16 protein-coding genes are annotated in these 18,997 nt (G+C 72.5%); 4 read left to right on the top strand and 12 right to left on the bottom strand.

Annotation, left to right across the window (positions count from 1 at the left end):
- Window positions 1-143 precede the first annotated feature (143 nt).
- The 6 genes from AB0L00_RS32105 to AB0L00_RS32080 are packed head-to-tail and all read right to left on the bottom strand — an operon-like array spanning window position 144 to window position 6,432.
- Window positions 144-1,340 (bottom strand): M20 family metallopeptidase, encoded by a 1,197-nt coding sequence (locus tag AB0L00_RS32105; RefSeq protein ID WP_364440814.1) that lies wholly within the window; start codon window positions 1,338-1,340, stop codon window positions 144-146.
- A complete protein-coding gene (locus tag AB0L00_RS32100) occupies window positions 1,337-2,365 on the bottom strand; it encodes a 2-dehydropantoate 2-reductase (RefSeq protein ID WP_364440813.1) in 1,029 nt (342 codons plus the stop codon). The genes AB0L00_RS32105 and AB0L00_RS32100 overlap by 4 nt, the downstream gene beginning before the upstream one ends.
- Entirely contained in the window at window positions 2,362-3,171 is an 810-nt protein-coding gene (locus AB0L00_RS32095; RefSeq protein ID WP_364440812.1) for an SDR family oxidoreductase, read from the bottom strand. The genes AB0L00_RS32100 and AB0L00_RS32095 overlap by 4 nt, the downstream gene beginning before the upstream one ends.
- A complete protein-coding gene (locus tag AB0L00_RS32090; RefSeq protein WP_364440811.1) occupies window positions 3,168-4,496 on the bottom strand; it encodes an MFS transporter in 1,329 nt (442 codons plus the stop codon). Before AB0L00_RS32090 ends, AB0L00_RS32095 begins: the two co-directional genes overlap by 4 nt.
- Entirely contained in the window at window positions 4,493-5,419 is a 927-nt protein-coding gene (locus AB0L00_RS32085) for a polysaccharide deacetylase (protein WP_364440810.1), read from the bottom strand. Before AB0L00_RS32085 ends, AB0L00_RS32090 begins: the two co-directional genes overlap by 4 nt.
- Complete coding sequence (locus AB0L00_RS32080; protein WP_364440809.1) at window positions 5,416-6,432, bottom strand: AsnC family transcriptional regulator; 1,017 nt, start codon at window positions 6,430-6,432, stop codon at window positions 5,416-5,418. The genes AB0L00_RS32085 and AB0L00_RS32080 overlap by 4 nt, the downstream gene beginning before the upstream one ends.
- A 463-nt stretch (window positions 6,433-6,895) precedes the next feature.
- On the opposite strand from AB0L00_RS32080, the gene AB0L00_RS32075 reads away from it, so the two are divergent.
- Window positions 6,896-7,816 (top strand): ferritin family protein, encoded by a 921-nt coding sequence (locus AB0L00_RS32075; RefSeq protein ID WP_364440808.1) that lies wholly within the window; start codon window positions 6,896-6,898, stop codon window positions 7,814-7,816.
- 92 nt (window positions 7,817-7,908) lie between these two features.
- The gene (locus AB0L00_RS32070) at window positions 7,909-8,352 is read left to right on the top strand and encodes a pyridoxamine 5'-phosphate oxidase family protein (RefSeq protein ID WP_364440807.1); all 444 of its coding nucleotides are present in this window, start codon (window positions 7,909-7,911) and stop codon (window positions 8,350-8,352) included.
- Window positions 8,353-8,496: 144 nt separating this feature from the next.
- Here the strand turns inward: AB0L00_RS32070 and AB0L00_RS32065 are convergent, their stop codons facing one another.
- The 4 genes from AB0L00_RS32065 to AB0L00_RS32050 all read right to left on the bottom strand — a co-directional run bounded on the left by AB0L00_RS32065 (window position 8,497) and on the right by AB0L00_RS32050 (window position 13,078).
- Window positions 8,497-10,242 (bottom strand): glycosyl hydrolase family 18 protein, encoded by a 1,746-nt coding sequence (locus AB0L00_RS32065; RefSeq protein WP_364440806.1) that lies wholly within the window; start codon window positions 10,240-10,242, stop codon window positions 8,497-8,499.
- 327 nt (window positions 10,243-10,569) lie between these two features.
- Entirely contained in the window at window positions 10,570-11,091 is a 522-nt protein-coding gene (locus AB0L00_RS32060) for a PH domain-containing protein (protein ID WP_364440805.1), read from the bottom strand.
- A gap of 140 nt (window positions 11,092-11,231) precedes the next feature.
- On the bottom strand, window positions 11,232-11,489 hold the full coding sequence (locus tag AB0L00_RS32055; RefSeq protein WP_364440804.1) for a hypothetical protein: 258 nt from the start codon (window positions 11,487-11,489) through the stop codon (window positions 11,232-11,234).
- Window positions 11,490-11,632: 143 nt separating this feature from the next.
- Window positions 11,633-13,078, bottom strand: coding sequence for a carotenoid oxygenase family protein (locus AB0L00_RS32050; RefSeq protein WP_364440803.1), 1,446 nt, complete (start codon window positions 13,076-13,078; stop codon window positions 11,633-11,635).
- Window positions 13,079-13,154: 76 nt separating this feature from the next.
- Between AB0L00_RS32050 and AB0L00_RS32045 the strand changes: the two genes are divergently transcribed.
- Window positions 13,155-13,853 (top strand): WHG domain-containing protein, encoded by a 699-nt coding sequence (locus AB0L00_RS32045; protein WP_364440802.1) that lies wholly within the window; start codon window positions 13,155-13,157, stop codon window positions 13,851-13,853.
- Window positions 13,854-13,976: 123 nt separating this feature from the next.
- Here the strand turns inward: AB0L00_RS32045 and AB0L00_RS32040 are convergent, their stop codons facing one another.
- Window positions 13,977-14,987 (bottom strand): MvdC/MvdD family ATP grasp protein, encoded by a 1,011-nt coding sequence (locus tag AB0L00_RS32040; RefSeq protein ID WP_364440801.1) that lies wholly within the window; start codon window positions 14,985-14,987, stop codon window positions 13,977-13,979.
- 50 nt (window positions 14,988-15,037) lie between these two features.
- On the bottom strand, window positions 15,038-15,277 hold the full coding sequence (gene tgmA, locus AB0L00_RS32035) for a putative ATP-grasp-modified RiPP (protein WP_364440800.1): 240 nt from the start codon (window positions 15,275-15,277) through the stop codon (window positions 15,038-15,040).
- A 334-nt stretch (window positions 15,278-15,611) separates the two neighbouring features.
- On the opposite strand from tgmA, the gene AB0L00_RS32030 reads away from it, so the two are divergent.
- Window positions 15,612-18,997 (top strand): WD40 repeat domain-containing protein (locus tag AB0L00_RS32030; protein ID WP_364440799.1); only part of this gene is annotated, 3,386 nt, incomplete at its 3' end.

Genomic DNA, 18,997 nt, shown 5'->3' with positions numbered 1-18,997 from the left:
CCGTAATGGACCGGCGGACGGACCTTCGGCCCGATGCGATCACTCCGCCGCCCGGCGGATCCGCCGTCTCCCTTCGGGCCGGCCGCCGGGCATGGCGGCCGGTCGGCCCGGGGCTCCTGTCGCGCGGCCCGCCGGAGGCCGGGTCACCCGGCCGCGGGCAGGTCCGCGCCGCCGTCGGCGAGCGAGGTGAGCACGGCGGCCGCCAGGGCGGAGCGCTCGATCATGCCGGGAACGGTGGCGTGCTCGTGCCGGGCGTGGGCGCCCCCGCCGACGGCGCCGAACCCGTCGAGCACCGGGACGCCGAGCGCGGCCGCGAAGTTGCCGTCGCTGGCACCGCCGACCGCGGTCTCCCGCAGGTCCAACCCGAGCGTCGCGGCCAGTGCCCGGGCCCGCTCGTACAGGCCGGCCACGGCGGGCGTCCGGGTCATGACCGGGCGGTTCCAGCCGCCGTCCAGCCGTACCGTCACCCGCGGGTCGGCCGGCCGCCACGCGGTCAGCGCCCGCTCGACCCGCGCGGCCTCGGCCTCGTCGGCGACGCGCACGTCGAGGTGGGCGCGGGCCGACCCCGCCGTCACATTGGGGCGGGTGCCCCCGGCGATCACGCCGACGTTCACGGTCGTGCCCGCCGCGACGTCCGTCAGCGCGGTCGCCGCGGTGACGAACTCCGCGAGCGCCGTCACCGCGCTGGCACCGGCCGTGGGATCCAGGCCCGCGTGCGCCTCGATCCCGGTCAGCGTCACGTCGAACAGGCCCACGCCCTTCCGCGCGGTCTTGACGGCGCCGTCGGCGCTCGCCTCGAACACGAGCACGGCGGCGGCGTCGCGGCAGCACTCCTCGATCACCGGGCGGGACGCCGGGCTGCCGATCTCCTCGTCGCCGTTCAGGACGAACCGCACGGGCGGGCAGGCCAGCCCGCCCGCGTGGATGGCGCGCAGCGCCCAGACCGCCTGGACGAGGCCGGCCTTCATGTCGAACACGCCCGGACCGCGGATCACCTCACCGTCCACGCCGAACGGCAGTTCGGCGAGAGTGCCGACCGGCCACACCGTGTCGTAGTGCGCGAGGATCAGCACCGTCCCCGCACCGGTCCCGGCGCCGGTTCCCGGGTAGTCCAGGACGACCGTGTCACCATGGGGAGCGCCGGGCTCGGTGCGCGCGGACGCCGGCGCGCCCAGGCGACGCTCGATCCAGGAGACCACCCAGTCCCGGCCGGCCGCGAGGGCGACGGGGTCGTCGCTGGGCGTCTCCAGCCGGACGTACTCCTCCAGGTCCCGGAGCATGTCGCCGACGCCGTCGCGGACCCACTCCACCAGCGCCGTCGAGGTCGTCGGAGCGCTCATCGGACCTCCCTCTCGGCGACGGCGTCGAGTAGTTCGACGCGCTTCTCGGACATGGTGGAGACGTCGGCCTCGACCTCGGCGAGCTGGCCGAGCAGGACCCGCAGGACGGGCACGTCGATCCGGTGCCGGTCGGCGGCGGCGAGCACGGGCGCGTACTGGGTCGGTATCTCGGTCGCGCGGCGACGCACCACGATGTCGCGCCAGATACCGCTCCTGGTCTTGGTCTGCGTGCGCAGCCACGCCACCAGGCGGTCGGTCGCGGCGGCGGCCTTCTCCGGGTCCGCCCCGTCGGTGTACGCCGAGGGCTCGAACGCGTCGAACGGCTCCAGGGTGATGCCCTCGGCGGCCGCGACGGCGAGGACCTCTCGGGCCAGTTCGTGCGCGGCCGGCCGGTGCCGGTCCAGCAGGTCGCCCATCGTGTCGTCGGCCAGCGCGGTCGCGGTCAGCATGGCGCCGAAGCCCAGCTTGGCCCAGAGATACCCGGCGACGTTGCCGGTGACCGTGACCGGCCCCCACGCGCCCAGGTCGGCCGCCAGGTCGCGCACCCGCGCGGAGGGAGCCCCGTCCATCTCCCCGATCGCGATGGCGCCCGCGCCGCCGTCGTTGATCACGCCTGGGGCGACGACGTCGGCGAACAGGTCGACGAAGGCGCCGACCGTGCGTTCGGCGCCGACGTACTCCGCGATCAGCTCCTCGTTCAGGCCGTTCTGCAGGCTGGCGACGTAGCCGTCCGCGGCGAGCCGGCCGGCGAGCCACTCGGCGGCGGTCCGGGTGGCCTGGGCCTTGACCGCGAGCAGCACCCGGCCGAGCGGCGCGGTCACCTGCTCGAGGGTGTACGCCGCGGCGACCGGCTGCGGGGTCCGCACGCCGTCACGTTCGAGGATGATCCCGTCCCGGGCGATCGCCGCCACGTGATCCGGGTCGGCGTCCACGACGGTCACCGGATGTCCCGCCCCGGCCAGGTGCCAGGCGAGGGTGCCGCCGATCGCGCCCGCGCCCACGACGGTGTACTCCCGAGAACTCACGCCTTCACTCCTTCGTTGTCGTCGATTCCGGTTCCCGGCGCCTGGACGTCGGTGAGCCCGGGCCAGTGCGCGGGCAGAGTGGTCGTCCCCGCGGACGCGCCGCCGTCGACCCGCAGGATCGAGCCGGTGACCCATTCGGCGGCCGGCGAGACCAGCCAGCGGACCGCCGCGGCGATGTCGTCCGGCCGCCCGCGCCGCCCGAGCGGGTTGACCGAGACCGCGGCGGCGTACTCCTCGGTCACCGGGTTGGCCGCGCTGTCGACCGTGACGAACCCCGGGCTGACCGCGTTCACCCGGATGCCGGAGCCGCCGAGCTCGACGGCCGCGGCCTTCGTCAGCATCTCCAGCGCCGCCTTCGACGTGCTGTAGTGGGCCGCGCCGGGCCGGGCGCGCAGGGCGGCCCCGGAGCTGATGTTGACGACGCTGCCGGGCCGGGCCGCCGCGACGGCCAGTTCGGCGTACGCGCGGGTGGCCAGCATGGGCGCCCGCACGTTCACCGCCTGGACGCGGTCCCACAGCTCCGCGTCCAGGTCGAGGAAGGGACGGGCCGGGTAGATGCCGGCGGCGTTGACGAGCGCGTCCAGGGGCCCGCCGGACTCCCATGCCCGCCGTACGACGTCCTCCGGCGCCTCCGGCTCGGCCAGGTCCGCGACGATGGGCGTCGCGGCGAGGCCCGACAGGGACGCGCGGAGCGGAGCCTCCCGCAGGTCCACCCCGGTGACCGTCCAGCCGTCCGCCGCGAACGAGGCCGCGACGGCGGCGCCGATGCCACTCGCCGCGCCGGTTACGAGGACGTGCGGGCTCATTCGAGCTCCTTTCCCTTGGTCTCGGGCATCGTGGCGTAGACGACGACGCCGATGGCCGCCGCGATCGCGGTGTAGATCCAGACCCGGTCGCGGTGCCCATGCGTGGCCAGCCACGTCGTGACGTAGGGCGCCGTGCCGCCGAAGAGGGCGACGGCCAGGGCGTAGGGCAGGCCGATCCCGGTGGTGCGCACCTCGGCCGGGAACTGCTCGGCCATCACGACCGCGCAGTTGGCCGAGTACCCGACGAGGAAGAACATCCCGGCCAGTTCGACGACCAGCAGCGACCAGAAGCCGCCCCCGACGAGCTGGAACGACGGCCACGACAGCAGCAGGAAGCCGGCGGCGAAGACGGTCATCGTCGGCTTGCGGCCGAACCGGTCCGACAGCATCCCGCCGAACGGCAGCATCACGAGGAAGACGATGATCGCCAGCGTGTTGGCCAGGAAGGCGCGGCTGAGCGGCACGTCCTCGGCGGCGTGCGCGTAGCCGGGCATGTAGCTGACCCAGATGTAGTAGAGCAGCGTGCCCGCGATGGTGATGGCCACGACGCGCCACGCGGCTCGCGGATGCTTCTTCACCATGTCCCGGAGCGGCCTCGGCCGGGCGTCGCCTTCACGGTTCCGGGCGACCTCGGCGAACGCGTCGGTCTCCTCGACGGCCGTCCGGAGCCACAGGCCGACGAGCCCGAGCAGGCCGCCGACGGCGAACGCGGCGCGCCAGCCCCACGTCGTCAACGCCCCGTCGCTCAGTGTGCTGGTGAGGAGGGTGCCGAGCAGGGAGGCGATCAGCGTGCCGGCGCCGACGGACACCTGCTGCCACGATCCGACGAACGCCCGCCGGCCCGGCGCCGCCGACTCGATGAGGAAGGCGGAGGAGGTGCCGAACTCGCCGCCGGCCGAGAAGCCCTGCACCAGGCGGGCGATGACGAGCACCGCCGGAGCGGCGATGCCGATGGCGCTGTACGGCGGGCAGACCGCGACCACGAGGGCCGCGACGGCCATCATCGAGATCGTCAGCGTCATACCCGCCTTGCGGCCCCGCCGGTCGGCGAAACCCCCCAGCACCGCCGCGCCGATCGGCCGCATCCCGAATCCGACGGCGAAGACCGCCAGGGTCGCCAGCAGGTCCGCCGTCTTGTCGCCCTTGGGGAAGAACTGCGTCGCGAAGATCGGCGCGAACGCCGAGTACACCGCCCAGTCGACCCACTCGACGGTGTTGCCGACGGCCCCGGCGACGACCGCCCGGCGCTGCTTGGCGGTCATCCGCACCGTCCGCCCGCCCGCCGCCGCGGCGGTCGTCCCTTCGCGCCAATGTGTGAGGCTCATGCGCCCGGCTCCTGCCGCTCGGTGTCCGGCGGAGCCGTGAGCGCGGTGCGGACGTGTTCGACGATCTGGGCGTGGGTGGCGAACCAGACGTCGCCGAAACCGCCGACGTAGGACAGCAGCTCGGTGAGCACCACCATCCGCGAGCGGTGCCCGATGATGTGCGGGTGCATCGTGAGCTGGAACAGGCCGCCCTCGACACGGGCGGCGTCGAACTCGTCGCACCACAGCCGCAGCACCTCGCGTGGCGGCGTGTACGGGCGCAGTGAGCCGTACCGCTCCATCATGAAGTACGGGGCGTCGTCGCGGATCCACTCGACCGGGAGCTCGACGATTCCGGTCGGCTCGCCGTCCGCGAGGAGCTCGTAGCACTCGTCATCGGCCATCAGGGACGAGTCGTAGACGAGCCCGGTCTCACGGATGATCGCCAGGGTGCTGTCGGAGAAGTCCCACGAGGGGGTGCGCACCCCGACCGGGCGTACGCCGGTGACCTCCTCGAGGGTGTCCAGGGCGCGGACGGCGAGGGTGCGCTCGTCCTCCGGCGACAGCAGCATGTTCCGCTCATGGATCCAGCCGTGCGCGGCGATCTCATGGCCGGCCGCGACGTAGTCGCGGGCCTCCTCCGGATGCAGCAGCGCGGACACCGCCGGCATGAAGAAGGTGGCCGGCACCCCGTGCTTCTCGAGGGCGGCCAGGATCCGCGGCGCGGCGACCCGCGAGCCGTACTCGCCCTGGGAGAGCTTGCCGGGCCGGGTCTCTTTCTCCCGCAGGGGGATGGTCTCGTGGTCGGAGTCGAACGACAGCGCCACCGCGACCGTCGCCCCGCCGGGCCACGGCGGTGCGAGCCGGCGGCCGGCCCGCACCCGGTTCACATGGCCGCGCCAGGTCGCCTCATCCCACTGCCAGGGTTCGATCGTTGCGTTCAACGGCCACTCCTTTCTTTCCGGGGCTCGGGCGCGGTCGGCACCCAGGCGCGCTTGAGCGTTTCGAGCTGCAGAGTCGTGTCGGCGCGCCGCACACCCGGCAGGGCGCCGACGACGTCGGTCATGAAGCCGTAGAGGTCGGCGAAGTGCCGCAGGGACACCTGCCCGCAGAGGTTGAACCGGCCGGCGGTCGCCGACAGGTACTTGACGCCGGGCCGGGAGGCCAGCTCACGCCCGGCGGCCGCGAGGAAGGCCGGCTCGATGTCGAGCCAGAGCATGAACTCGACGGCGAAGCCGAGGAGCACCGGCTCGACCAACGTGCGGAATCGCAGGCAGCCGCGCTCGACCATCGAGTCGATGCGGCGCGCCACGGTCGACTCGCTGACGCCGACCCGGCCGGCCAGCTCCTTGACGGGCAGCCGGCCGTCCTCACCGAGCTCGGCCGCGATGGCCAGCTCCAGATCGTCGAGCCGGTCCGGCGGCCGCTCCCACACCTGGTCCTCGAAGGGACGCACCGGCTCGGGGCGGAGCAGCGCGGCGGCGTCCGGGTCGAGCAGGCCCGGATCCCAGTCGTGCGCGGCGGTGAACGTCCGCATCACGGTGAACGTCTCGCTCTCGGTGAGCTGATCCTGTGCCGGCATGTCCCGCGCCAGCAGCTGGGTCAGGTGACGGTGGGTCGGCACCACGAACTCGGCGACCGCGTCGGCGGCGCCGGTCACGACCGCCACGAAACGCGCCTCCGGCCGTGCCGCCAGGCAGGCGGCGACGCTCTCGGCGGTCCCCGGCCGGCACGACACCCGGGTCAGGACCGGAACCCCGAGCCCGCAGCGGAGCACGTCGACGACGCCGATGACGCGGGCCGCACCGCGCTCTCGCAGCGCGGCGAAGCGCCGCTGCGCCGTCGACTCGCTCACGCCGGCGGCGCGCGCCACGACGTGCCAGGGGGCGCGGCCGTCCAGTTGCAACGCCGCCATCAGGAGGCGGTCCACCTCGCCGAGCGGCTCTTCATCGACCATCGCCCCATCGTGGCCGACAGATTCCAGCAAGGCAAGCCCTACTTTGAGGGAATCCCGCAATCAAGCATTATCTTTGCGGTTTTCCATCACCCCTACCGCACACGCGGCGGTACGCGGCTCCGCCTGCCGCAGGTCCGGCCGGATGGCGCCGCGGCCACCGGCGCCGTCGCGTGCCCGGCCGGACCGTTCTCGCCCTGCGCCGGGACACACCGGGCAGCGGGAGCATCCCCAAGCCCCGGCAAACGGGATCAATGGGGACACCCCCGTACGAGGCATGGCGGCGGAGAGCGTCCGCACGAACGGCAAAGCATGCCGCAGGCCAGGTGACCGTTTTCGGATAGATGCCCGATATGGAGCGCCTCGCTGGGTAGCCACTTCTTCAAGGCCGCTGAACGTCTTCCGTCCGGCGAGGAGGTCCTTCCATGAACCCTTTTCGACGCGTGCGCTGTTCGTCGGTGCGTTCGTGATCACACTGGGAACCTCGGCGAGCGGCGCGTTCGCCGCCTCGGCCGTCTCCTCCGCACCGTCGGTCCGCACGGCGGTCGGCCCGCCGGCGCCGCAGACGCGGGCCCACCTCGAACAATCGATGCGCGGTGAGGCGTACGCCAACGCCTCCTACCGGTTGTACGCCGAACAGGCCCGGCGGGAGGGGCTGCCGGCCGTGGCGCGTCTCTTCGATCGCACCGCCGACGTCGAACTGAACGAGCACTTCGCGTCGGGGGCCGCGCTGAGCGGCCAGGTGAAGGACGACGCGGCCAACCTGCGCGACGCGATCGCCGGCGAGCACCACGAGTCTCGTCAGATGTACCCCGGCTTCGCCCGGGAGGCCGAGAGCGCCGGCGACACCGCCGCGGCGGATCGCTTCACGGAGATCGCCGGCGACGAGGCGAAACACGCCCGCGCCTTCGGCACGGCCCTCGGTGTCGCCGAGAGCGGGCGCGGGAGCGTCCCCACGGCGCCGGAGGTCCACCCGGTGACGGTCACGGCCGGTGCGCCCAACGTCCAGGCACAGCGGACGAAGGAGAACCTCGACAAAGCGATCCACGGCGAGGCGCTGGCGTACGCCAAGTACCGCCTGTACGGGGAGCACGCCCAGGACCCGGCCGTGGGACGGCTGTTCCGGGGCACTGGCGAGGTCGAGTTGCACGAGCACCTCTCCGAGTCCGCGAACCTGGCCGGGCTCGTCGGCACGACGCACGAGAACCTGACCAAGGCGATCACCGGTGAGCGCTACGAGTCCGAGACGATGTACCCGACCTTCGCCGAGCGCGCCAAGGCGGCGGGCGACGCCGAGGCGGCCCGGGCCTTCTCGCACAACGCCGACGACGAGGCCGGGCACGCTCGTTCCTTCGAGCAGGCCCGCGAGCGGCTGTCGGGTTCCTGACCCGTCCGGCCGACGGTTACCTCCGCGCGGTCACGGGGAGGATCCGATCGTGATCCGTACCTCGCCCGCGACGACCGCGCACGGGGTCGCCCATGGCTGAGCAGAGGGTGACCGAGCAGCTCGACGAGGCCGAGTGTCTGCGGCTGATCTCAGCAGGCGGCGTCGGCCGGATCGCCTACAGCGGCAGGTACGGGCCGGCGGTGCTTCCGGTCAACTACAAGCTCTTCGAGGGATCGATCGTCTTCCGCACGGCGCCGGGCAGTCCGATGGACGAGGACCTGCGTACGGGCATCTCCGACGCCGAGTATCAGGTGGCCTTCGAGATCGACGAGATCGATATGGCGGCCCGGGAGGGCTGGAGCGTCCTCATCCAGGGGTCCGCGCATCACGTGGACGACGAGGCGGAGCGCGCGTCGCTGAGCCGCGCGGGCGTCGAGCCGTGGCCCGGCGGAGAGCGGGAGCTGTTCCTCCGCGTCGTCCCGAGCCGCATCACCGGCCGCCGCATCCGGCGCGCCGACCGGCCGGCGTCCGGATAGGCGAGGAAGTCGGGGGCGTGCAGCAGGTAGATGTGCAGGGCGTGTCATCCATTTCGGTACTACCCCATGGGGTATGCGAGCCCGGAGCGCGCCCGGCCCCATCGGGATTTGCCCGTTGGGGCCGGAACCGCTGGGCAGGGGCCGTCAGGACAGGGCGAAGTCGTCCGCGTAGACGTTGCCCTGGGCGTACCAGCCGTGGACGTAGACCGTCACGTTCCCGGTCGAGCCGGTGGTGAACGGGACGGTCAGCTTGGTCCAGCCGCTGGACGTCGTCCAGGTGCTCGCGGTGGCGCCGCCGGAGACCCCGACGTAGGCGTAGGAGCCCTGTACCCAGGCCGTCAGGGTGTAGGAGTGGTTCGGCTGGAGCGTCACCGCCTGCTCGCACTGCCCGGTCTGGTCGGAAGTGGGCGTCACCTGGAGGGCGTGCCCGCCGGAGTGCGCCGGTGAGGCGACCACCGCGCCGCCGGACCGGCAGCTCCACGGAGTTAGGGAGCCGGTCTCGAAGCCGGGGTTGACCAGGCCGGTTCCGCCGCCCGACCCGTTGACGGTGAGGGTGAAGGAGGTGCTGTGGCTCGCCGACGCGGCGGTCCCGGCGACGGTGAGGGTGTAACTGCCGGCCGCGGCGGCCGAGGTGGTGCTGATGTTCAGCGTCGCGGACCCGCCCGCGGTCACCGAGGTCGGGCTGACGGACGCGGTCACCCCCGAGGGCGCGCCGGTGACGCTCAGCGCGACGGTCTCGGCGGAGCCGGAGGTCACGGCCGTCTTCACCGTCGCCGACGTCGAAGCGCCCGGATTGACGGCGGCCGACGCGGGCGACAGCGACAGGGAGAAGTCGTTGGCGGGCGTTCCCCCGCCGCCACCGCTGAACGGTTCGAACGCGTGGCTGAAGAACCAGGTGCTCTGGGAGACGCCGGAGCAGCTGTCCGACCCCTGCGTGCCCGGGCAGCCGCCGTTGTCGCGCTGGAGCGCCCAGAACGACAGCGTGTTGATGCCCGTGCTCTGCGCCCAGCTCTCCACCGTGGCGGCGTCGCCCGTGGTGAACGTCTCCGCGGGCCCGTAGTCGTCGATGCCGATCATCTCGGTGACGCCGATCATGTTCCACAGCTCGGCCGAGCTCTTGCCCGAATACAGGCCGGCGAGCTGGCCGTGCAGTCCGGTGGCCGCGCTCTTGGTGTCGTTGGCCATCTCGTGGGTCGCGCCGTCGTAGTAGTCGAACGTCATGATGTTGACCACGTCGACGCGGGCGCCGTCGGAGACGGCGTTGCGGAGCACGGCCAGGCCGCTGTCGGCCAGGCCGCTCGTGGTGGTGGGCAGCGTGTAGGAGAACTGCACCGTGCGCCCGGTGCTCGCGGCCCAGTCCTCGACCTGTTTGATCGCCTTGTTCCGCCGGTCGATCCCGGCGCTGTTGGTCAGCGAGTTGTCCTCGATGTCCAGGTCGATGCGGGTGACGTTGTAGGTGGTGACCACCTTCTCGTACACGGCCGCGATCTGGTCGACGCTCGTGCAGCTGTCGGCGATCTCGGTGCCGGTGTCGTCGGCGGTGTAGCCGCCGAACGAGGGGATGACGTCGCCGCCGCCGGACTGGATCGAGGAGATCGAGGAGCCGAAGGTCGACGCGGCGATCGGCATGCTCGTGTCGCCGTTCCAGTACGCCGTGCACGAGCCCTTGGTGGCGGCCTGGATGAATGCCATGGTCAGGTACTTGTTCCCCGACTGCTGGGCGAGGGTCGCCGGGTCGTCACCGGTCCAGGCCTCGAAGTAGAGCGCGAACACGTGGGCGGGGAGGGTGGCGGCGTGGGCCGGGGTCGGTCCGGCGGCGACGAGGCCGAACGCGGCGAGGATCATGGCGAGGGCGGTGAGGACCGCGCGCGGGGGCGTGCATGGTCGCATGAAGGCTCCAGATGGCGGGAGGAGCCGCCGCTCCGCCTCTGGGACGGGCGGAGCGGACGGACATGGAATGCGTCGGGTGACGGGGTACAGCACGGATCCGCGTGCGCACCATGGTCTGACCGGCCCAGTTATCTGTCAATATTCTTAACAATTGGGTCATCGACGGTCTCTCCGTCACCGGGCACGCCGTGCCCGGCGCCCGCCGCCGACCGTACGGATCGCCGCAGTAACCGGCCTAGACCAGCAGCGGCACGCGTTTCCCGGAACCGGTTTTCGGACACATGATCGCTCCGCGGGCCCCCGGGCCTAATCGCGTGACGCGGCCGCTCAGTCGTCCCCGTGCCCGAAGGCCACGGCGGAGATCTGCAGGTAGATCCCCTCGGGCTCGGGGACGAACCGCACCTTGGACAGCGCCTGGTCCTGGCCGGCGGACTCCAGGACGACGGTGCCGTATCCCAGCATCCGGCCGAAGACCGACCGGTCGACCGTGAGGTCGGTGATCTTGGACAACGGCATCATGTCGACCCTGCGGGTGACCAGCCCGTGCACGAGCATCACCCGGACACCGGTCACCGCGAAGAACTCGTCGGACCACTCGTACACCTTGAAGGCCAGCCGTCCGAGCAGCAGGAACCACACGGCCCAGATCACCGTGAGCACGGTGCTCTGCGCGATGAGGCCGCTCAGCACCCCGGCGAGGATCAGCCCGAGGACCGCCTCCGCGATGTGCCGGAGCAGCATGGCAGGGTGACGTCGGATGACGACCGCATCCTCCTCTTGGGGCAGCAGGTACCGCTGCAGATGGTGCGGGTCCACGTTGCGCACCATCAGGAAACTGGGGAGTCGCACGAGCGGGACTCTACTTGTCAGGGACCCGGGATGTCGCCCATGTCACACTCACACCACCGCGATCTCCGTACCGCCGCAGGCGGCCCGGCGATCGGCCGTCCAGCCGGCCGTCGCAGCGGCCGGCCGTCGGGCACGTGCCTTCAGTTGCCGAGGTTGATGGTGACCGTCCTGCCGGTGGCCGTCACCGTGTGGGTGCCGGCGTTGTAGCTCCCGCCGGTCACCGAGGTGACCGAGGAGCTGTAGAAGACCGGCAGCGAGATGTAGGCGGGCCCGGCAGGCGGGGTCCCGGTGACGGTCACGGTGATCACCCGGGCGCCCGGGTTCGTGACCGCGATCGACACCCCGTACGTGCTGCGCGCCCCGGTGCCCGCGTCGTACGACGAGGTCAGGTTGCGCACCGCGACGCTCTGCCCCGCGGCCAGCCAGGCGTTCGGGATGCCGCGTTTACCTCCTGTGGGGCAACCGGGACCCGGGCCCGATGCGCGTCTGGATCCCGGTCGACCACACCGGCTGAGCCCGTTCCGCCGCCGGACTAGCCGGATCACCGGGTCGGCACCCAGTTCCCGTGGAAGCCGGCCGGCACTCGCGTGGGGAGATGGACGGCGGCGACGGTCTCCAGGCTGCCCGCGTCGAGCACCATGAGGTCCGTACGGTCGGTGGCCGGGTCGTAGACGAAGCCCATCAGCACGCCGTCGTCCTCCGCGGCGTCGGGGGAGTTCGGTTCGAAGACGAACTCCCCCGCCTCGCGACCCGCGCCGAAGGAACGCCGCATGGTCGTACCGCGCACGAGGTCGTGCTTGAGGATCGTGTCCGACGCCGTGATGCCCCGGTCCAGCGCGAGCGCGTAGCCGTAGCGGTGCCGCCGGCCGACGAGCCGTTCGTCCACCCGGGGGAACTCCTGTGCCCGGTCGTCCACCTGCTCCTCCCGGACCTTGCCGGCGCCGAGGTCGACCGTCCAGCGGGCCAGGGTGGGCACGCCTTCGCTCGGTCCCCGCAGGTCCCGGTCGAAGACCCTGGTGTGGCGGACGACCTCGAGCACGATCGTGTCGCCGTCGTCGTAGGCGTTCAGCGGATGGAAGACGTAGCACGGCTCCACCTCGAACCACCGGACGTCGGCGGCGCCCCCGGAGCGCGGCATGACGCCGATCCGCGCCGGATATCTCGGGTTCCAGCGGTAGGGCATCCGGTCGCTCGAGCCGCCGCGCCGTCCCGCCGCCGCGATGATCGGGTCGGGGATCCGTACGCGCCCGACGAGCGCGGACATCACCAGCCTGGTGGGGGCGCGCAGGAACCGCGGTACCCCGACCTCCACGGCCTGCCGCGCGTCGAAGGTCACGGGCAGGTCGTAGAACACGACGTGGGACTCGGTGAGCGAGAAGTCGTGCATCATCGGGCTGCCGGTGACGCGGACGTCCACGGTACGGTGCGCGTGCCCGGCAGCGTCGATCACCGAGTACCGCACCTCGTTGCCGCGGCCGAAGAAGTACGAGACCGCGTGCAGTTCCCCGGTCTCGGGGTCGCGCTTCGGGTGAGCGGTGTAGCCGCCGGGCATGGTGCCGTCGAAGTCGCAGCCGCCGACGGTGTCGAGTTCGTCGGTGAGCTCCTGGATGGCAAGCCCCGCCTCGACCAGCGCGAGCGTACGGCCGGCGTGACCGATCACGTTCGTGTTGGCGCCCATCCCGTGCAGCGGGGCGCTGCTCGGGCGCGCGGAGAACGCCTCGCCGAGCGCGGCGGCGACCCGGGGCGTACGGACCCAGCGGTTGCGGTACCACTCGGCCCGTCCGTCGCGGATCCGGACGCCGTGCACCATCCCGTCGCCGGTGAACCAGTTGTAGGTGTCGGGGTCCACCTCGCCGACGGGGTTCGGCCCGTTACGGAGGTACCTGCCGTCGAGATGGCCGGGGATCGTCCCGGTGACGGGCAGGTCGGTGACCGTGACCTCTTGCCTGATCGGCGCGAAACCGCCCTGGAGGAAGGGGTTGTCCATGATCCGTGTCTCTCCTTGCCGCTGGCACATAACAACGTTATTTCCGGCATAACATCGTTATGAGAGGATGGCAAGAGTGAGTCCACGAGAATCCACCGCCAAGGCGCATCCGCGCAGCCGCCTGCTGGAGGCGGCGATCCGGATCCTCGCCGCCGACGGCCCCGAAGCCCTCCAGGCCCGCCGCCTGGCCACCGAGGTCGGCATGTCGACGATGGCGGTCTACACGCACTTCGGCGGAATGGGCGGGCTGATCACGGAGATCGTGCGGGAGGGCTTCATCCGGCTGGGCCGGCGCATGGAGGAGATCCCGCCCGGCGACGATCCGGTCGTCGATCTGCTCGCGCTGGGCCTGGCGTACCGCGACCACGCGCTGGACAACCCCCAGCTCTACCGGCTGATGTTCGGGGTGGTCTCACCGGGCGGCCGCCAGGGCGGCAAGGACCTCACCGTGGCCGGCGTCGGCAACGACCTTCCCGAGGGGCAGGCCGCGTTCGCCCGGCTGGTCACCGCCGTGACACGCGTCATGGAGGCGGCCGACACTCGTGAGGAGGAGCCGCACTCGGCGGCGGCCCAGTTCTGGAGCGCGATCCACGGCTACGTGCTGCTGGAGATCGCCGGATTCTTCGACGGCGACGGCGATCCCGTCGAGCGGTACCTGGTGCCTCTCGGGACCAAGCTGGTCGTCGGAATCGGCGCGACCCCCGAGCACACGGCCCGTTGCGTCCGCCTGATCGCCGCCGCCCGGCCCCGGGCGGAATCGGGCACCGAGGCCTGAAATCGAGGTCCGCCTGTTGCCGGCGGGACCGTACTCATCACTCGGTAAAGCCGCATCCACGACGCCGGTCTGTACGCATCTGTTCTCTTCGGCGGCGCGGTTACCGAGCATTGCGCACGCCGTTCAGCATCCGGCCAGGAGGTCCGCGATGGCCGCCGTGACCGGCCCGCAGCCGTCGTCCGGCGAGACCGCTTCCAGCCATGCCCACTGACCATTGGGATTGAGATCCAGGAAGACCCACTCGCCCGCTTCGGTCAGGGCGAAGTCCGCCGAGCAGAACGACAGACCGTAGGACGCCGTCGTCCTCAGCAGGCCGCTCCGGACGGACGAGGGTACCTCGATCGGCCGGTAGTCCAACCGGCCGTAGTCGCTGCGCCAGTCGGCCCTCGCGGCCTCCGACCGGGCGATGATCTCCGTGCCGAACACCTGGTGCCCGACGACCGTGATCCGCGCCTCGGACCTCTTCACCACCGGCTCCTGGAACAGGTGAGCGGCCCCGGAGACCGAGTCGTCGATGTCCTCGGCGGAGACGACCGTGGCGTACACCGTCTGCGGGCCGTCGGCCGACCCCTGGTAGGTGTGCGCCGCCATGGTCTTGTAGACGGCGAAGCCGCCGATCGAGCGGACGAACCGCCGCCCCTCTTCGGGATCGTTGGTTATCAGGGTCCTGGGCACCGCCAGACCCGCACGGTCGGCCGTGCGGAGCTGGGACGGCTTCCATTCCGCGGCTCGGATGGCCGCGGGGTGGTTGAGCCAGCGACAGTCGAGGGCCTCGATGACACCGACGAATCCATGCCGCGTCTCGATCGCCGCGAACTCCTCGGCGTACTCCGCCGCGCCCCCGCCCGGCACGGCCTCGCCCCGCGCGGCTCTGCCGGGCGGGGCCGCCGGCCGGACTCGTGACGGCTTCCGGTAGTAGGCGGCGGTCACCTCATCGATGCGGAGGGAGAGCCCGTCGGCGACGAGCTCTCCGCACCACCTCTCCTCATGGAGCCGAGCGCTCATCACCGCCTGCGCGGGGAAGTCGCCGTAGTCGACGCGCGCCGTGGCGATGCCACGAGCCCGGAGCCGGTCGATGACCCGGTCGGCGGTCAGGTCGCAGCGCTCGGTGATGACGAGGACCAACGGCCGCATGACGCCTCCTTGGTCGGTCACGGACTACCGGACTGTGGCACCGTGTCCGGCTAGTCGTGGTCCGTGTCGGAGTCCGACATGGTCCCGTGGGTGTGGGTGCTCGTGGCCATGTGGACGTCGCGGTGTGCGGGGACGCGCCCCTGCCCGGTACCGATCCAGTTGATCTGGGTCAGCGGGTCGTACTCCGGCGCCGCGCCGGTGAGGTCGATCACGGCCGCGTCGTCGTAGGCGCGCAGGAAGCGCATTCCGAACGGTCGCGCCGCCAGGGTTCCAGCCGTCTTGCCGTCCATGGGTCGTCCCTTCTCCGAGGTCCCCGGACCGACCGCCACCGGTTCCCGGACGCCGCTGCGGCGTTTACCGGAATCGGTGGACTCACCGGGGTGTGACCCGATTCTGCGGAGTGCGGACGTCGGGGACGAAGGTGTCTGGCACTATCCGTACAGGGCCGTACAGCCCCGTCCCTTCAAGAGGAGGCTCCTGCGGCCGCGTTCGGAGACTCTGAGGGGCGGTTCCGGGGTGGGGGTATCGGGAGAACACGCTGATCCGAATGCGATCATCGCGCGTGAGGATTTCGCCCGGGAGCTGACTCGGTTGCGGGAGTCGGCCGGGCTGACGGTACGTCAGGTGGCGCAGCGGACCGGCGAACGGCGCGCGCACAGCACGATCGGCGACTGGTTCGCCGGCCGGGGGCTGCCCTCCATCTCGTCGCGGGAACTGTTGATCAAGGTCCTGGGCACCTGCGGGGTGGACGACGCGGTTCAGGTCGAGGCGTGGCTGGAGGCGTGGGTCAGGGTCCGGCGGGAGCCCGGGAGACGGCCGGGCGGCCCCGAGCCGTACCGGGGGCTGAAGGGTTTCACGGCCGAGGACGCCGCATGGTTCTTCGGCCGCGACGCCGCTCTCGCCCGGCTGCTCGAATTCGTAGGCGGGGTGGACGGCGACGGCGTCCGGGTCGTGGTCGGGCCGTCCGGGGCGGGAAAGTCGTCCCTGCTGCATGCCGGCTTGGTCGCGGCGGTGCGCGGCGGCGCGCTGCCGGAGTCCGCGGAGTGGCCCGTGGTCCTGCTGACTCCGGGGTCCGCGCCGGTCGCCGCACTGGCCGCGGCGGACCGGCCGGGCACCCGGCGCCTGATCGTGGTCGACCAGTTCGAGGAGCTGTTCACCGCCGGGTCCGACGAGGAGGAGCAGGAGCGGTTCATCTCCGCGCTGGACGCCGCCGCCCGCGAACGGCCCGGCGCCGTCGTCGTGGTCGGGCTGCGGGCCGACTTCTACGGGTACGCGCTGCGCCGGCCGCTGCTGGAGGCCGCGGTACGAGGCGGACAGTTCACCGTGGGCCCGATGAGCGAGGCCGAACTTCGGGAGGTGATCACCGCGCCGGCCCGGCAGGCGCGCCTGGACATCGAGGACGGCCTGGTCGAGCTTCTGCTGCGGGAGGTCGCCCCACGCCGACGCGCCGATTCGGCCGCGAACGAGGCCGGCGCCCTCCCCCTGCTCTCGCACGCCCTCTACAGCACGTGGGACCACAGCCGGAACCGGCGACTGACGATCGCCGACTACCGGGCGGTCGGCGGCATCGACGGCGCGGTCGCGGCCACCGCCGAGGCCGTCTACGGATCGCTGACCGCCGCAGAGCGGGAGACGGCCCGGCGGCTGTTCCTCAGCCTGGTGCACGTCGCCGAGGACACCGCCGACACCCGCCGTCGCCTGACCATGACCGAGGTCCGCGCCAACGCGTGCCCACCCCTGGCCGGCCTCGGCCCGGACGGTCCTCCCCCCGAGGGTCACGCGCCCGAGGACCCCTCTCCCGCCGACCCGGCGTCCGCCGTCGACGAGGTCCTGGCGCTGTTCGTCCAGCAGCGCCTGATCACTGCGGACACGGACACCGTGTCGATCGCTCACGACGCCGTGTTATCGGCGTGGCCGCGGCTGCACGACTGGCTGAACGCCGATCGGGCGGGGCTGCTGGTCGGACGGCGCCTCGCCGAAGCGGCCTCCGCGTGGCGCCGCGAGGGCGACGACCCCGCAGCGCTGTACTCGGGCACCCGGCTGGCGGCCGCCCGCGAGTGGGTGGCCGGAGCCGGGCCGCGTGCCGTTCTCACCCCGCTCGTCCGGGAGTTCCTCGAAGCCTCGGCGGCCCGCGAGTACCGCGAACAGTTCGCAGCCCGACGCCGGAGCAAACGGCTGCGGCTGCTCGCCGCCGCGCTGGCGGCCCTGCTGGTGCTGGCGAGCGCGGCGCTCGGGGTGGCCGTGCACAACGGACAGGTCATCCGCGACGAACGCAACTCCGCTCTGTCGGGCAAGGTGGCGAACGAGGCGACCGCCCTCGGCGCGGCGAACCCCGCGCTCGCCGCGCAACTCGCGCTGGCCGCCTACCGCCTCGCCCCCACGCCGGAGGCACGCGGCAGCCTGCTCAGCACCACCGCCTCGCCATACGCCACGCGCCTGACCGCCCACACCGCGGCCGTCTACGCCGCGGTCTTCAGCCCCGACGGCCGCACGCTGGCCACAGCCGGGCTGGACCACACCGCGCGGCTGTGGGACGTCGCCGACCCCCACCGCCCCGCCGCGCTGGCCGTCCTCACCGGGCACACCGACGGCGTGACGTCCGTGGCGTTCAGCCCGGACGGCCGCCTGCTCGTCACCGGCGGCGGGGACCATACCGCCAGGCTGTGGGACGTCGCCGACCCCCACCGCCCCGCCGCGCTGGCCGTCCTGACCGGACACACCGACGGCATCCGGTCGGTGGCGTTCAGCCCGGACGGGCGGACCGTCGCGACCGCCTCCTACGACCGCACCGCACGGCTGTGGGACGTGACCGACCCGCACCATCCGGTCGCCGCGGCGACCCTCACAGGTCATCGGCAGGGGCTGGCGGCGGTGGCGTTCGGGCCGGACGGGCGGACGCTCGCCACCACGGCGTACGAGAACACCGTACGGCTGTGGGACGTGTCCCGTCCGCACCATCCCGCCGCCCTCGCCCAGCTGAGCGGGCACACCGACCGCGTCCTGTCGGCCGCGTTCAGCCCCGACGGCCGTACGCTCGCCACCGGGAGCTTCGACAGCACGATCCGGCTCTGGGACGTCACCGACCCCCGGCACGTCCGCACCACCCACGTCCTCGCCGGCCACGGCAACGGCGTCGTCGCGCTGGCGTTCTCCCCGGACGGCCGGCAACTCGCCAGCGGCAGCTATGACCGGACCATCCGCCTGTGGAACGTGGCCGACCCGGCCGACGGGGACAACCCCGCGGTGCTTCGCGGCCACGCCGCGACCGTCTACGCCGTGGCGTTCAGCCCCGACGGCTCTTATCTGGCGAGCGGCGGCGGCGATGAGACGTCCCGGGTCTGGGACCTGCGCTCACCGATCCTGGCCGACCATCCCGGGGCGGTGGACACCCTGGCCTTCAGCCCGGATGGCCGCACGCTCGCCACCGGCAGCTACCGGGCCGCCGAACTGGACGACGTCACCACCCCGGACCGGCCCGTGTCCCTCGCCGTGCTGGACGGCCACACCGACGGCGTTCTCGTCACGGCGTTCACCCCAGACCGGCGCACGCTCGTCACCTCCGGCCTCGACGGCACCCTGCGGCTCTGGAACCTGGCCGCCCCCGGCGGTCCCGCCCTGCTCGCCACCCGGGCCGTGGGAGCCGGGAACATCCTCGCCGGCACCATCAGCCCGGACGGCCGCACCCTCGCCCTGGCCGGGGAGAGCACCGACGCGCGGCTGTGGGACCTCTCCGCCCCAGGCCGTCCGGCCGCGCTGGCCACCCTCACGGGGCACGGGGACAGCATCACCACCGTCGCCTTCAGCCCCGACGGACACACCCTCGCCACCGGCAGCAGCGACCGCACCGCGCGACTCTGGGACGTGACCGACCGGCTCCACCCGATCGCGCGCACCGTGATCACCGGGCACACCGCCGGAGTGAACGCCGTCGCGTTCGGCCCGGACGGCCATACGCTCGCCACCGGCGGCAGCGACGGCACCGCGCGACTGTGGAACGTCACCGACACCCG

It is taken from the genome of Actinoallomurus sp. NPDC052308, assembly GCF_040679195.1.
GTDB classification, from domain to species: Bacteria; Actinomycetota; Actinomycetes; order Streptosporangiales; family Streptosporangiaceae; genus Actinoallomurus; species Actinoallomurus liliacearum.
This window is presented reverse-complemented; position numbering and strand designations above follow the sequence as displayed.

Bases quoted from the DNA above. Each gene is read 5' to 3' on its own strand.
- AB0L00_RS32040 (WP_364440801.1), bottom strand. From the start codon at position 14,987: ATGCGGCCGTTGGTCCTCGTCATCACCGAGCGCTGCGACCTGACCGCC.
- AB0L00_RS32105 (WP_364440814.1), bottom strand. From the start codon at position 1,340: ATGAGCGCTCCGACGACCTCGACGGCGCTGGTGGAGTGGGTCCGCGAC.
- AB0L00_RS32095 (WP_364440812.1), bottom strand. From the start codon at position 3,171: ATGAGCCCGCACGTCCTCGTAACCGGCGCGGCGAGTGGCATCGGCGCC.
- tgmA (WP_364440800.1), bottom strand. From the start codon at position 15,277: ATGGACGGCAAGACGGCTGGAACCCTGGCGGCGCGACCGTTCGGAATG.
- AB0L00_RS32090 (WP_364440811.1), bottom strand. From the start codon at position 4,496: ATGAGCCTCACACATTGGCGCGAAGGGACGACCGCCGCGGCGGCGGGC.
- AB0L00_RS32065 (WP_364440806.1), bottom strand. From the start codon at position 10,242: ATGCGACCATGCACGCCCCCGCGCGCGGTCCTCACCGCCCTCGCCATG.
- AB0L00_RS32080 (WP_364440809.1), bottom strand. From the start codon at position 6,432: ATGGTCGATGAAGAGCCGCTCGGCGAGGTGGACCGCCTCCTGATGGCG.
- AB0L00_RS32070 (WP_364440807.1), top strand. From the start codon at position 7,909: ATGGCTGAGCAGAGGGTGACCGAGCAGCTCGACGAGGCCGAGTGTCTG.
- AB0L00_RS32050 (WP_364440803.1), bottom strand. From the start codon at position 13,078: ATGGACAACCCCTTCCTCCAGGGCGGTTTCGCGCCGATCAGGCAAGAG.